Raw genomic sequence first — 15,066 nt, 5'->3', positions numbered from 1 at the left:
TTAATTTTATATTTGCACCCACAAAATCTGAAAAAGAGAGGAGGTTAAGAGCTATGTTAATTATACCTATAAAAGAAGGAGAAAATATAGATAGAGCGTTAAAGCGTTACAAGCGTAAGTTTGATAGAACAGGAACTAAGCGCGCGTTACAAACTCGTAAGCAGTTTACTAAGCCATCTGTAGCTCGTAGAGCGCAAGTTCAAAAAGCGCAATACATTCAAACACTTAGAGACGCAGAAGAAGTTTAATTACTGCATTCTAAATAATTTAAAATCCCACTTTATAACAAGTGGGTTTTTTTTTTGCTTCATATTTATGTAAAGATTCGTATTTTTAAGAAATCCAAATTTAAAACGGTCCCAATTTGTCTACTAAATCCTTTTCAAATTATTTGTTGCTCGAAAAAAATTATTCAGCATTAACCGTAAAAAACTATTTAAGCGACATTAACGCTTTCGCGGAATTTATTAATTCCGAATACAATATGGCTTCAATAAATGAAGTAAATTATCAGCAAATAAGAAGCTGGATAGTTTCCTTGGTTGAAGCTGGCTTAAGCAATCGTAGCGTAAACCGAAAAGTGTCTGCATTAAATTCGTACTACAAGTTTCTGTTAAAAACCGAAACCATTCAAATAAACCCTTTATCAAAACATAAAGCCTTAAAAACAAGTAAGAAAGTGCAAATTCCATTTTCAGAAAACGAGGTAAGCCAAGTATTAAATCTTTTTAAAACAGAAAATGATTTTGAAAGTTTGCGCGACAAATTTATAATCGAATTGTTTTACTCAACAGGAATACGTCGTATAGAGCTAGTAGAAATAAACCTGTCTAGCCTCGATTTACATAATAAAACGTTAAAGGTTTTAGGTAAACGAAAAAAGGAGCGTATTATTCCGTTATTAAATACAGTAATACAAACAGCTAAAGAGTACCTAAAAGCAAGAAGCGAACTACAAATTTTAGTCGATAAAAATAAGTTGTTTTTAACAAAAAAAGGAGTTAAAATATATGAAACACTTGTTTACAGAATAATAAATGACTATTTTAGTAAAGCATCTACTAAAGTAAAAAAGAGTCCACACATACTTAGGCACTCTTTTGCAACCCATTTATTAAACCAAGGTGCAAACTTAAATGCTGTTAAAGAACTTTTAGGACATTCTAGTTTAGCTGCTACTCAAGTTTATACACATAATAGTATAGCAGAATTAAAAAAAGTGCATATTAAAGCACATCCAAGAAGTAAAAAATAGTATTAATTTATTGTCTAACTAAACCTTTTATTAGATATGAAAGTAAACACGCAATCCGTAAATTTTAATGCAGATCAAAAATTAATTGAATTTATTCAAAAACGAATGGATAAGTTAGAATTGTTTTATGATAAGGTCATTAAGTCTGATGTTTTTTTAAAAGTTGAAAACACTAGTGAAAAAACTAACAAAATTTTTGAAGCCAGAGTAAGTGTTCCTGGAGATAGCTTTGTTGTAAAAAAACAATGTAAAACCTTCGAAGAAGGGGCGGATACCGCAATTGCGTCGTTAGAAAGGCAGTTAAAAAAGCGAAAAGAAAAATTAAGAGCTTATTTATAGTAAAATTTTTTAAAAAATGTTTTGAATACAAAAATAAATCTCTACATTTGCAGTCCGTTAGAAATAACGGGCTTTTTTTATATGGTAAAAAGTATAAAAACGCCGATGTAGCTCAGCTGGCTAGAGCAGCTGATTTGTAATCAGCAGGTCGTGGGTTCGAGTCCCTCCATCGGCTCAAAAATCCTTAAATATTAAGGTTCGAATTTTCGAGAAAGGTCTTTAAAATATTGAATACCATTGGGGAGATACTCAAGCGGCCAACGAGGGCAGACTGTAAATCTGCTGACTATGTCTTCGCAGGTTCGAATCCTGCTCTCCCCACAAACACGCATAGCGTGGCAAGCTCAAAATTCGATGTATTTTGAAATTTTGAGAATTGCGGGAGTAGCTCAGTTGGTAGAGCGTCAGCCTTCCAAGCTGAATGTCGCCGGTTCGAACCCGGTCTCCCGCTCTAAGAGTTATCGGTTTTGGTTAAAGTGTTACGGTTTGAAAAACTAGAAACTTTGAGCTTGAAACTTTAAACTAAAAATGGCCGGTGTAGCTCAGGGGTAGAGCGTTTCCTTGGTAAGGAAGAGGTCACGGGTTCAAATCCCGTCATTGGCTCAATAAAAATGAACAAAAAATTATTAGATAACACTAATATTATTATATAACTAAGATTAAAATTTTTTTAAAAACATGGCAAAGGCAACTTTCGATCGTTCAAAACCACACTTAAATATTGGTACAATTGGACACGTAGATCACGGTAAAACAACTTTAACTGCTGCTATTACTAAAGTATTAGCTGATGCAGGTTTATCAGAAGCGAGAGATTTCGATCAAATTGATAACGCTCCAGAAGAAAAAGAAAGAGGTATTACAATTAATACATCTCACGTTGAGTATCAAACAGCAAATCGTCACTACGCGCACGTAGATTGTCCTGGTCACGCCGATTACGTGAAAAACATGGTAACTGGTGCTGCACAAATGGATGGTGCTATTTTAGTTGTTGCTGCTACTGATGGTCCTATGCCACAAACTCGCGAGCACATCTTATTAGGTCGTCAAGTAGGTATTCCTCGTATCGTTGTTTTCTTAAACAAAGTAGATATGGTTGATGATGAGGAGTTATTAGAATTGGTAGATATGGAAGTTAGAGATTTATTAAACTTCTATGAGTACGATGGTGATAACGGACCTGTAATTTCTGGTTCTGCTTTAGGTGCACTTAACGGTGAGCAAAAGTGGGTTGATACAGTATTAGAATTAATGCAAGCTTGTGACGATTGGATCGAAGAGCCAGTACGTGATATGGATAAGCCTTTCTTAATGCCTATCGAAGACGTATTCTCTATTACTGGTCGTGGAACTGTTGCAACTGGTCGTATTGAAACTGGTGTAGCTAACACAGGTGATCCTGTGGAAATTATTGGTATGGGTGCAGAGAAGTTAACTTCTACTATCACTGGTATCGAAATGTTCCGTCAAATATTAGATAGAGGTGAAGCTGGTGATAACGCTGGTATCTTATTAAGAGGTATTGAGAAAACTCAAATCTCTAGAGGTATGGTAATTACTAAGCCTGGATCTGTAACTCCACACGCTAAATTCAAAGCTGAGGTTTATATCCTTAAAAAAGAAGAAGGTGGACGTCACACTCCATTCCACAACAACTACCGTCCACAGTTCTACGTACGTACAACTGACGTAACTGGAAACATTGCGCTTCCTGATGGAGTTGAAATGGTTATGCCTGGTGATAACTTAACTATTACTGTTGAATTAATTCAACCAATTGCAATGAACGTTGGTTTACGTTTCGCAATTCGTGAAGGTGGTAGAACAGTAGGTGCTGGTCAGGTAACTGAAATTCTAGATTAATTAGAATAATATAAATTTTATACTAAGGGTGTTCCGTTTTTCGGAATACCTTTAAGTATAAATACGGGTGTAGCTCAGTTGGTAGAGCACTGGTCTCCAAAACCAGGTGTCGGGAGTTCGAGTCTCTCCTCCCGTGCAAAATAAAATAAGTTTAACAGGTTGAATTTTAAATTCAGCTTGTTTTATTAATAAAAAATAACAGTATGGGAATTGTAAATTATGTAAAAGAATCATTTGCAGAACTTAAAAATAATGTGACATGGCCTACTTGGGCAGAAGCACAAAGTTTAACAGTTTTAGTTGCTGTGTTTTCTATTATATTTTCGCTTGCTATTTGGGGTGTCGATACAGTTTTCAGTAAAGTTATTACGGCTTACTTTCAATGGATTGGTTAACATTTAAAAGTTAAAAGAAAAAGATTATGTCTGAAGTAAGTGAAAAAAAATGGTATGTTGTTCGTGCAGTTAGTGGGCAAGAGAACAAAATAAAAACATACATAGAAAATGAAATAGCACGTTTAGGAATGCAGGATTATGTAGATCAGGTTTTAGTTCCTACAGAACGTGTTGTTCAAATTCGTAACGGGAAAAAAATACATAAAGAAAAGGTGTTTTTTCCTGGGTATATTATGGTTCAAGCCAATTTAACTGGTGAAGTTCCACATATAATTCGCTCGGTGACTAATGTTATTGGGTTTTTAGGCGAAACAAAAGGAGGCGATCCTGTGCCATTAAGACAATCTGAAGTAAACAGAATGTTAGGTAAGGTCGATGAATTAACGGTTGAAGAAACAGCTAACGTTGCTATTCCTTACACTAAAGGAGAAACAGTTAAAGTTATTGATGGACCATTTAATGGATTCGATGGTACTATCGAAAATATTAATGAAGAAAAGCGTAAGTTAGAGGTAATGGTGAAAATTTTTGGAAGAAAAACACCATTAGAGTTAAGCTATATGCAAGTAGAAAAAGTATAATAATTGTTACACTATATAAAATGATGAGTTTTTTGCTTCCAATTAAAAACCTATCAAACTAAATTATTAAAAATGGCAAAAGAATTAGGTAAAGTAGTTAAGTTACAAGTTCGGGGAGGTGCTGCGAATCCGTCGCCACCGGTTGGACCCGCTTTAGGTGCTGCTGGAGTTAACATTATGGAGTTCTGTAAGCAATTTAATGCTAGAACTCAAGATAAAGCTGGTAAAGTTTTACCGGTTGTTATCTCAGTTTATAAAGACAAGTCGTTCGACTTTGTTATTAAAACTCCTCCAGCTGCAGTACAATTATTAGAAGCGGCCAAGGTGAAAAAAGGTTCAGGTGAACCAAACCGAAAAAAAGTAGCTAAAGTATCTTGGGAACAAGTGAAGACTATTGCAGAAGATAAGATGCAGGATTTAAATGCATTCGAAATTGAATCTGCAATGCGTATGGTAGCTGGTACAGCAAGATCTATGGGAATAACTGTAACTGGTCAGTTTCCATCTTAATCTATTAAAGACATTACAAAATGGCAAGATTAACAAGAAAGCAAAAAGAAGCTTTAGCGAAAATTGAAAAAGGTAGAGTGTATTCGTTAAACGAAGCATCAGCCTTAGTTAAAGAAGTTACCAATACAAAATTTGATGCATCAGTAGATATTGCTGTACGTTTAGGAGTAGATCCTCGTAAAGCAAATCAAATGGTGCGTGGTGTGGTTTCGTTACCTCACGGTACTGGTAAAGACATGAAAGTATTAGCATTAGTAACTCCAGACAAGGAAGCAGAAGCTAAAGAGGCTGGGGCAGATTATGTTGGTTTAGATGAGTACCTTGATAAAATTAAAGGTGGCTGGACCGATGTAGATGTAATTATTACTATGCCAAGTGTTATGGGTAAATTAGGTCCTTTAGGACGTGTGTTAGGTCCTCGTGGTTTAATGCCAAACCCTAAAACTGGTACAGTGACAATGGATATTGCAAAAGCAGTAAGCGAAGTAAAAGCTGGTAAAATCGATTTTAAAGTTGATAAAACAGGTATTGTTCACGCGGCTATTGGAAAAGCATCATTTAGTGCTGATAAAATTGCAGGAAATGCAAATGAATTATTACAAACATTATTAAAATTAAAACCAACAACTGCAAAAGGTACTTATGTGAAAAGTATTTTTATTTCTTCTACAATGAGTCCTAGTATTGCTGTTGATCCAAAAATTGGTTAATTAAGTTAAAACTTTTATTATGACAAGAGAAGAAAAATCACAAGTTATTGAGGAGTTAACTGCAGAATTAGCCAATAACGCAAATATCTATTTAGCGGATATTTCTGGGTTAAATGCAGGATCAACATCCGATTTACGTCGTGCTGCGTTTAAAGCAAACGTAAAAATGGCAGTTGTTAAAAATACCTTACTTGCTAAAGCAATGGAGGCTTCAGATAAAGAGTTTGGAGAACTTCCTACAGTTTTAAAAGGTAATACATCTGTTATGTATGCCGAGACAGGTAATGCACCAGCAAAGTTAATAAAGACCTTCCGTAAAAAATCAGAAAAGCCATTATTGAAAGGAGCTTTTATTGAGGAAGCAATTTATATTGGTGACGAGCAATTAGACGCTTTAGTTGAAATTAAGTCTAAAGACGAGTTATTAGGAGAGATTGTTGGATTATTACAATCGCCTGCTAAAAATGTTGTTTCAGCACTTAAATCAAGTGGCGGTAAAATTGCAGGTATTATTAAAACACTATCTGAAAAAGAAGGATAGTCTTAGCGAGTACGCACTTTATTACAAATATATTATTTAAAAACACTATTAAAACGATAGAAAAATGGCAGATTTAAAAGATTTCGCAGAACAATTAGTTAACTTAACAGTAAAAGAAGTAAACGAGTTAGCTACTATATTAAAAGATGAGTATGGTATCGAGCCTGCTGCTGCTGCTGCAGTTGCTGTTGCTGGTCCTGCTGCAGGTGGTGGTGACGCTGCTGAAGAAAAAACTGAATTTGATGTAATCTTAAAAGCGGCAGGTGGTTCTAAATTAGCTGTTGTAAAATTAGTTAAGGAATTAACTGGTTTAGGATTAAAAGAAGCTAAAGGATTAGTTGATGACGCTCCATCTCCAATTAAAGAAGGTGTATCTAAAGATGAGGCTGAAGCTTTAAAATCTTCTTTAGAAGAAGCAGGAGCAGAAGTTGAGCTTAAGTAAGCTTAATTACTCTTAAAAACAAAGGTTTAGGTTTATCTCGCTAAGTTGCGGGATAACACCTAAACCATTTTGCGTATATAAAAGTATAGCAAATAAATTATGTATTTTTGGCCTATTTTTGTGCCGTTTATTCCAAGTGTTTAAAGAGCACTTTAACTATTTTTTTAATCAAAATTCCGTCCATTGATGTTGTCAACACAAGCTGAAAGATTAAATTTCTCCTCTATTGTTAATAGAACGGAATATCCAGATTTTTTGGATATTCAAATTAAGTCGTTTCAAGATTTTTTCCAACTAGAAACTAAATCAGAAGAACGAGGAGATGAAGGTCTTTATAATACCTTCATGGAAAACTTTCCTATTACTGATTCTCGTAATCAATTTGTATTAGAGTTTTTAGATTATTTCGTAGATCCACCAAGGTATACTATTGAAGAGTGTATAGAAAGAGGACTTACTTATAGCGTACCGCTAAAAGCTAGGTTAAAATTATATTGTACTGATCCTGAACATGAAGATTTTGAAACCATTGTTCAAGACGTTTATTTAGGAACCATTCCTTACATGACACCTAGTGGTACTTTTGTTATTAATGGTGCAGAGCGAGTAGTTGTTTCTCAATTACATCGTTCACCAGGGGTGTTTTTTGGTCAGTCATTCCATGCCAATGGAACTAAATTATATTCAGCTAGGGTTATTCCTTTTAAAGGATCATGGATAGAATTTGCTACCGATATAAACCAAGTAATGTATGCTTATATCGATAGAAAGAAAAAATTACCTGTAACTACGCTTTTCCGCGCTATCGGTTTTGAACGCGATAAAGATATTTTAGAAATATTCGATTTAGCTGAAGAAGCTAAAGTTTCTAAAACAGGTCTTAAAAAGTATTTAGGTCGCAAATTAGCTGCACGTGTACTTAATACATGGCATGAAGATTTTGTTGATGAAGATACAGGTGAAGTAGTATCAATCGAGCGTAACGAAATTGTACTTGATCGTGATACTATTTTAGATAAAGATAATATTGAAGAAATTATAGAAGCCGATGTTAAAACGATTCTTCTTCATAAAGAATCTAACGAACAAGGTGATTATGCCATTATTCATAACACGCTTCAAAAAGACCCTACAAACTCAGAAAAAGAAGCTGTAGAACATATTTACCGTCAATTACGTAATGCAGAACCACCAGATGAGGAAACGGCACGTGGTATAATTGACAAGTTATTCTTCTCAGATCAACGTTATTCACTTGGTGAAGTTGGTCGTTATAGAATGAACAAAAAATTAGGGTTAGATATTGGTATGGATAAGCAAGTGCTTACCAAAGAAGATATCATAACTATTATTAAATATTTAATTGAGCTTATCAACTCAAAAGCAGAGATAGATGATATTGATCACTTATCTAACCGTCGTGTACGTACAGTTGGTGAGCAATTATCTCAACAGTTTGGTGTTGGTTTAGCTCGTATGGCGCGTACTATTCGTGAACGTATGAATGTTCGTGATAACGAAGTATTTACTCCAATTGATTTAATTAATGCGAAGACATTATCTTCTGTAATTAATTCTTTCTTTGGTACAAACCAGTTATCTCAGTTCATGGATCAAACGAATCCATTAGCAGAAATAACTCATAAACGTCGTTTGTCAGCATTAGGTCCAGGTGGTCTGTCTCGTGAAAGAGCAGGTTTCGAGGTGCGTGATGTTCACTATACACACTACGGAAGACTTTGTCCTATTGAAACACCAGAAGGACCAAATATTGGTCTTATATCATCACTTTCAGTTTATGCTAAAGTTAACTCAATGGGATTCATTGAAACACCATATCGTCCAGTTGAAAATGGTGTAGTAGATATTAAAAATGAGCCAACTTATTTAAGTGCAGAAGAAGAGGAAGAAAAATTAATAGCTCAAGCAACTGTAAATGTTGATGAGGATGGTAAGATATTACATGATAAGGTAATTGCACGTATGGAAGGAGATTTCCCTGTTATTGAGCCAACAGATTTACATTATACTGATGTAGCTCCAAACCAGATTTCCTCTATCTCGGCATCTTTAATTCCATTTTTAGAGCATGATGATGCAAACCGTGCTTTAATGGGATCTAACATGATGCGTCAAGCGGTACCATTATTAAGAGTAGATTCTCCTATTGTAGGAACAGGTCTTGAACGTCAGGTGGCTAAAGATTCTAGAGTATTAATTAATGCAGAAGGAACTGGAGAAGTTTTATATGTTGATGCAAACGAAATTAAAATTAGATACGACAGAACAGAAGATGAAGCAAAAGTAAGCTTCGATTCAGATATTAAAACGTATCCATTAATTAAGTTTAGAAAAACTAACCAAGGTACTTCAATCAACCTTAAACCAATTGTGGTTAAAGGAGATACAGTAACTAAAGGTCAAGTTTTATGTGAAGGTTATGCTACGCAACAAGGCGAATTAGCACTTGGTAGAAACATGAAAGTAGCCTTTATGCCTTGGAAAGGGTATAACTTTGAGGATGCAATTGTAATTTCTGAAAAAGTTGTTCGTGAAGATATTTTTACATCTATTCACATTGATGAGTATTCTTTAGAAGTTAGAGATACAAAATTAGGAAACGAAGAGTTAACTAACGATATTCCTAACGTATCAGAAGAAGCGACTAAAGATTTAGATGAAAATGGAATGATTCGCGTTGGAGCCGAGGTTAAACCTGGTGACATCTTAATCGGAAAAATTACTCCAAAAGGAGAAAGCGATCCTACTCCAGAAGAAAAATTATTACGTGCTATCTTTGGTGATAAAGCTGGTGATGTTAAAGATGCATCTTTAAAAGCTTCGCCATCATTAAATGGTGTTGTAATCGAGAAGAAATTATTTGCAAGAGCAGTAAAAGATAAGCGTAAAAGAGCTCAAGATAAAGATGATATCTTAGCTTTAGAAGCACAATACGATAGAAAGTTCGACGATTTAAAAGAAATTTTAGTAGAAAAACTTTTTGCTATTGTTAACGGTAAAACCGCTCAAGGTATATTTAACGATTTAGGTGAAGAAGTTTTACCAAAAGGTAAAAAATTCACTTTAAAAATGTTAAATGCTGTTGATGATTATGCGCATTTAGTTTCAGGTAAATGGACTACCGATGAGCATACAAACCAATTAGTTGCCGATTTAATTCACAATTACAAAATCAAAGAAAACGATTTACAAGGTGCATTGCGTCGCGAGAAGTTTACTATTTCTGTAGGTGATGAGTTACCATCAGGAATTATTAAACTAGCTAAAGTTTACATTGCTAAAAAGCGTAAACTTAAAGTAGGTGATAAAATGGCAGGACGTCACGGTAACAAAGGTATTGTTGCACGTATTGTTCGTCAAGAAGATATGCCATTCTTAGAAGATGGAACTCCTGTTGATATAGTACTTAACCCACTAGGTGTACCATCTCGTATGAACATTGGTCAGATTTATGAAACTGTTCTTGGATGGGCTGGACAAAAATTAGATAGAAAATACGCTACGCCAATTTTTGATGGTGCAACTATCGATCAGATTAATGCATTAACAGACGAAGCTGGAATTCCACGTTACGGACATACATATTTATATGATGGCGGTACAGGAGAGCGTTTCGATCAGCCAGCAACAGTAGGTGTAATCTACATGTTAAAGTTAGGACACATGGTAGACGATAAAATGCACGCACGTTCTATAGGACCTTACTCATTAATTACTCAACAACCTCTTGGTGGTAAAGCACAATTTGGTGGTCAGCGTTTTGGTGAGATGGAAGTTTGGGCACTTGAAGCATACGGTGCATCAAGTACTTTACGAGAAATTTTAACTGTAAAATCTGATGACGTAATTGGTAGAGCCAAAACTTACGAAAGTATAGTTAAAGGTGAGCCAATGCCAGATCCTGGTTTACCAGAATCATTCAATGTATTAATGCATGAATTGAAAGGTTTAGGATTAGACATCAGATTAGAGGAGTAAAAAAACATAGTTAACATCCACAGTTCATATTGAAACATAAATTGTGGATGAAAACTGAAGACTAAAAAACATGGCAAGAAAACAAGATAAGAATACAGTAAAGAGATTTAATAAAATCTCAATTGGTTTAGCATCACCAGAGTCTATTTTAGCAGAATCTCGTGGCGAGGTTTTAAAACCAGAAACTATCAATTATCGAACTCACAAACCAGAAAGAGATGGTTTGTTCTGTGAGCGTATTTTTGGTCCTGTAAAGGATTACGAGTGTGCTTGTGGTAAATATAAAAGAATCCGTTATAAAGGTATTGTTTGCGACCGTTGTGGTGTTGAAGTAACAGAGAAGAAAGTACGTCGCGATAGAGTGGGACACATTAACTTAGTAGTGCCAGTAGCACATATTTGGTATTTCCGTTCTTTACCCAACAAAATAGGTTATTTACTTGGTTTACCATCTAAGAAATTAGATATGATAATTTACTACGAACGTTATGTAGTAATTCAACCAGGTAATGCTAAAAATGAAGAAGGCGAGCCTTTACAAAAATTAGATTTCCTTACGGAAGAAGAATATTTAAATATATTAGAAGCACTTCCTCAAGACAATCAATATTTAGATGACACCGACCCTAATAAGTTTATTGCTAAAATGGGAGCAGAGTGTTTAATCGAGTTATTGGCTAGAATTGACTTAGAGGCTTTATCATACGAATTACGTCATAAAGCAAACACCGAAACGTCTAAACAACGTAAAACAGAAGCCTTAAAGCGTTTACAAGTGGTTGAAGCTTTACGTGAATCTAACAATAATCGCGAGAACAGACCAGAATGGATGATTATGAAGGTAATTCCAATCATTCCGCCAGAATTACGTCCGTTAGTGCCGTTAGATGGTGGTCGTTTCGCTACTTCAGATTTAAATGATTTATACCGTCGAGTTATTATCCGTAATAACCGTTTAAAGCGTTTAGTTGAAATTAAAGCACCTGAAGTAATTTTACGTAACGAAAAACGTATGTTACAAGAATCTGTCGATTCATTATTTGATAACACACGTAAATCTTCAGCAGTAAAAACCGATTCTAACCGTCCGTTAAAATCTTTATCAGATAGTTTAAAAGGTAAGCAAGGGCGTTTCCGTCAAAACTTACTTGGTAAACGTGTAGATTATTCGGCACGTTCGGTAATTGTTGTTGGTCCAGAATTAAAATTATTCGAATGTGGATTGCCAAAAAATATGGCAGCAGAACTTTACAAGCCTTTTGTAATTAGAAAATTAATTGAAAGAGGTATTGTAAAAACTGTAAAATCTGCAAAGAAAATTATAGATAAAAGAGAGCCTGTGGTTTGGGATATCTTGGAAAATGTTCTTAAAGGACATCCGGTATTACTAAACCGTGCTCCAACATTACACCGTTTGGGTATTCAAGCTTTCCAACCTAAGTTAATTGAAGGTAAAGCAATACAGTTACACCCATTAGTTTGTACGGCATTTAACGCCGATTTCGATGGTGACCAAATGGCGGTACACTTACCATTAGGGCCAGAGGCAATCTTAGAGTGTCAATTATTAATGTTGGCCTCGCATAATATTTTAAACCCTGCAAATGGTTCTCCAGTAGCAGTACCATCTCAAGATATGGTGCTTGGTTTATATTATATGACTAAAGAGCGTAAGTCTACACCAGAAGTGCCAATCAAAGGAGAAGGCTTAACATTTTATTCTCCAGAAGAGGTAGAAATCGCTTTTAACGAAAAACGTGTTGATTTAAATGCATCAATAAAAGTTCGTACTATCGATATTAATGAAGAAGGTAAGTTAGACAGAATGATTATCGATACAACTGTTGGTCGTGTATTATTTAATCAACATGTACCTCAAGCAGCTGGTTATATCAATCAAGTATTAACAAAGAAATCGTTAAGAGATATTATTGGTGATATCTTAAAAGCGACATCTGTTCCTGAAACTGCAGATTTTTTAGATGCTATTAGAACCTTAGGTTTCAACTTTGCATTTAAAGGTGGTTTATCTTTTAGTTTAGGTGATATTATTATTCCAGCTGAAAAGCAAAGTATGATTGATGCTGCTAATAAGCAAGTTGACGGTATTATGGGGAACTATAATATGGGACTTATTACCAATAATGAACGTTATAACCAAGTTATTGATATTTGGACATCAACAAACGCAGAGTTAACCGAGTTATCGATGAAGCGTATTCGCGAAGACCAACAAGGATTTAACTCGGTATTTATGATGCTGGATTCTGGAGCTCGTGGTTCTAAAGAACAAATTCGTCAGTTAACCGGTATGCGTGGATTAATGGCTAAGCCTAAAAAATCTAACGCAGGTGGTGGTGAAATTATTGAAAACCCAATTCTTTCTAATTTTAAAGAAGGTCTTTCAATTTTAGAATACTTTATTTCTACTCACGGTGCGCGTAAAGGTCTTGCAGATACGGCTCTTAAAACTGCAGATGCAGGTTACTTAACACGTCGTTTAGTAGATGTTTCTCAAGATGTTATTATCAATTCAGAAGATTGTGGTACATTAAGAGGTGTTGAAGTTGAAGCACTTAAGAAAAACGATGAAATCGTTGAAACACTTGCTGCTAGAATTGTAGGTAGAGTTTCTTTGAACGATGTCTACAACCCTTTAACAGATGAATTATTAGTTTCTGCCGGTCAGTTAATAGACGATCAAATCGCAAAAACTATTGGAGACTCTCCGGTTGAAACGATAGAAGTACGTTCGCCATTATCGTGTGAAGCTTTGCAAGGTATTTGTGCTAAATGTTACGGTCGTAACTTAGCCACAGGAAAAATGGTTCAACGTGGTGAAGCTGTTGGTGTTGTAGCGGCACAATCTATTGGTGAGCCTGGTACGCAGTTAACACTTCGTACATTCCACGTTGGAGGTATTGCAGGAAATATTTCAGAAGAAAACAAGCTTGTTGTTAAGTTTGACGGTGTAGCTGAAATTGAAGATTTAAAAACAGTTAAAGGTCAGGATAATGAGGGTAATGATGTTGATATTGTTATTTCTAGAACATCTGAGCTTAAACTTGTTGATAAGAAAACTGGTATTGTTTTAAGCACAAATAACATTCCTTATGGTTCTACGCTAAACATTAAAAATGGTGCGAACTTAACGAAAGGAGATGTGGTTTGTTCATGGGATCCATATAATGGTGTAATTATTTCGGAGTTTGCTGGTAAAGTAAAATACGAAAACATCGAGCAAGGAATTACATATCAGGTGGAGATTGATGAACAAACAGGTTTCCAAGAAAAAGTAATTTCAGAGTCTAGAAATAAAAAACTTATTCCTACGCTTCATATTGAAGATAGTAAAGGAGAAACTATACGTTCGTATAACTTACCTGTAGGCGCACACTTGATGATTGATGATGGTGAGAAGATTAGCGTTGGAAAGATTTTAGTTAAAATCCCACGTAAATCAGCAAAAGCTGGTGATATTACGGGTGGTTTACCTCGTGTAACGGAGTTATTCGAAGCGCGTAACCCATCTAATCCAGCAGTTGTTTCAGAGATTGACGGTGTTGTATCTTTTGGTAAAATTAAGCGTGGTAATCGTGAAATTATCGTAGAGTCTAAATTAGGTGAAGTTAAAAAGTACTTAGTTAAACTATCAAATCAAATTCTGGTACAAGAAAACGATTTTGTAAAAGCTGGTATGCCACTTTCTGATGGATCTGTAACACCTAATGATATCTTAAATATAAAAGGTCCTTCAGCAGTACAACAATATTTAGTAAACGAAGTACAAGAAGTTTACCGTTTACAAGGTGTAAAAATTAACGATAAGCATTTCGAAGTTGTTGTAAGACAAATGATGCGTAAAGTAAGAATTATTGATTCTGGAGATACTTTATTCTTAGAAGATCAATTAGCACACAAAGCTGATTTTATTAAGGAGAATGATGATATTTTCGGTATGAAGGTAATTGAAGATGCTGGAGATTCTGTTAACCTTAAAGAAGGGCAAATAGTTTCACCTCGTCAATTACGTGATGAAAACTCAATTTTACGTCGTGAAGATAAAAATCTTGTTGTAGCTCGTGATGCACAACCAGCAACAGCAACACCAATTCTTCAGGGTATTACAAGAGCGTCATTACAAACCAAGTCGTTTATTTCTGCAGCATCCTTCCAGGAAACTACAAAAGTACTTAACGAAGCAGCTGTAGCTGGTAAAGTAGATACTTTAGAAGGCTTAAAGGAAAATGTAATTGTAGGTCACAGAATTCCTGCAGGTACAGGTATGCGTAAGTATAGCGACATTATTGTAGGTTCGAAAGAAGAATTCGACCAAATGATGCAAGTAAAGCAAGAATTAAATTATAATTAATAATTTTTGTTATTCCCGCGAAGGCGGGAATCTATAAAATAAAAGCCTTCATGTAT

12 protein-coding genes and 5 tRNA genes are annotated in these 15,066 nt (G+C 35.1%); all 17 read left to right on the top strand.

The features are described from left to right. Positions 1-53 precede the first annotated feature (53 nt). The 17 genes from rpsU (at position 54) to rpoC (ending at position 15,010) form a co-directional block, all read left to right on the top strand. On the top strand, positions 54-248 hold the full coding sequence (gene rpsU / locus PW52_RS09055; protein WP_044632593.1) for a 30S ribosomal protein S21: 195 nt from the start codon (positions 54-56) through the stop codon (positions 246-248). Between the two features lie 116 nt (positions 249-364). Next, positions 365-1,255 (top strand): tyrosine-type recombinase/integrase, encoded by an 891-nt coding sequence (locus PW52_RS09050; RefSeq protein WP_044632592.1) that lies wholly within the window; start codon positions 365-367, stop codon positions 1,253-1,255. Between the two features lie 36 nt (positions 1,256-1,291). Beyond that, positions 1,292-1,594, top strand: a complete 303-nt coding sequence (gene hpf / locus PW52_RS09045; protein ID WP_044632591.1) for a ribosome hibernation-promoting factor, HPF/YfiA family — start codon at positions 1,292-1,294, stop codon at positions 1,592-1,594. Positions 1,595-1,695: 101 nt separating this feature from the next. Continuing rightward, positions 1,696-1,769 (top strand) — tRNA-Thr (locus PW52_RS09040). Positions 1,770-1,833: 64 nt separating this feature from the next. Next, a tRNA-Tyr gene (locus tag PW52_RS09035) sits at positions 1,834-1,915 on the top strand. Between the two features lie 57 nt (positions 1,916-1,972). Further along, a tRNA-Gly gene (locus tag PW52_RS09030) sits at positions 1,973-2,045 on the top strand. Between the two features lie 80 nt (positions 2,046-2,125). Beyond that, a tRNA-Thr gene (locus tag PW52_RS09025) sits at positions 2,126-2,197 on the top strand. Between the two features lie 75 nt (positions 2,198-2,272). After that, complete coding sequence (tuf, locus tag PW52_RS09020) at positions 2,273-3,460, top strand: elongation factor Tu (protein ID WP_044632590.1); 1,188 nt, start codon at positions 2,273-2,275, stop codon at positions 3,458-3,460. Positions 3,461-3,523: 63 nt separating this feature from the next. Further along, a tRNA-Trp gene (locus PW52_RS09015) sits at positions 3,524-3,596 on the top strand. A 67-nt stretch (positions 3,597-3,663) separates the two neighbouring features. Continuing rightward, the gene (secE, locus tag PW52_RS09010; RefSeq protein WP_044632589.1) at positions 3,664-3,855 is read left to right on the top strand and encodes a preprotein translocase subunit SecE; all 192 of its coding nucleotides are present in this window, start codon (positions 3,664-3,666) and stop codon (positions 3,853-3,855) included. Between the two features lie 26 nt (positions 3,856-3,881). Then, entirely contained in the window at positions 3,882-4,436 is a 555-nt protein-coding gene (nusG, locus tag PW52_RS09005; RefSeq protein ID WP_044625858.1) for a transcription termination/antitermination protein NusG, read from the top strand. 72 nt (positions 4,437-4,508) lie between these two features. Next, the gene (gene rplK / locus PW52_RS09000) at positions 4,509-4,946 is read left to right on the top strand and encodes a 50S ribosomal protein L11 (protein WP_044632588.1); all 438 of its coding nucleotides are present in this window, start codon (positions 4,509-4,511) and stop codon (positions 4,944-4,946) included. Positions 4,947-4,966: 20 nt separating this feature from the next. Further along, positions 4,967-5,656: a 50S ribosomal protein L1 gene (gene rplA / locus PW52_RS08995; protein WP_044632587.1), complete on the top strand. Its 690-nt coding sequence runs from the start codon at positions 4,967-4,969 to the stop codon at positions 5,654-5,656. A 19-nt stretch (positions 5,657-5,675) separates the two neighbouring features. Further along, on the top strand, positions 5,676-6,197 hold the full coding sequence (rplJ, locus tag PW52_RS08990) for a 50S ribosomal protein L10 (RefSeq protein WP_044632586.1): 522 nt from the start codon (positions 5,676-5,678) through the stop codon (positions 6,195-6,197). 64 nt (positions 6,198-6,261) lie between these two features. Next, on the top strand, positions 6,262-6,639 hold the full coding sequence (gene rplL / locus PW52_RS08985) for a 50S ribosomal protein L7/L12 (RefSeq protein ID WP_044632585.1): 378 nt from the start codon (positions 6,262-6,264) through the stop codon (positions 6,637-6,639). 186 nt (positions 6,640-6,825) lie between these two features. Continuing rightward, positions 6,826-10,638 carry a DNA-directed RNA polymerase subunit beta gene (rpoB, locus tag PW52_RS08980; protein WP_044632584.1) on the top strand — a complete coding sequence of 1,271 codons (3,813 nt, stop codon included), beginning with the start codon at positions 6,826-6,828 and terminating at the stop codon, positions 10,636-10,638. A gap of 70 nt (positions 10,639-10,708) precedes the next feature. Continuing rightward, on the top strand, positions 10,709-15,010 hold the full coding sequence (gene rpoC / locus PW52_RS08975; protein ID WP_044632583.1) for a DNA-directed RNA polymerase subunit beta': 4,302 nt from the start codon (positions 10,709-10,711) through the stop codon (positions 15,008-15,010). Positions 15,011-15,066 lie beyond the last annotated feature (56 nt).

Source organism: Neotamlana sedimentorum, assembly GCF_000943565.1.
Taxonomy (GTDB): Bacteria; Bacteroidota; Bacteroidia; order Flavobacteriales; family Flavobacteriaceae; genus Neotamlana; species Neotamlana sedimentorum.
Note: the sequence above shows the minus strand (reverse complement) of the source record. Positions and strands in the feature narration are given on the sequence as shown.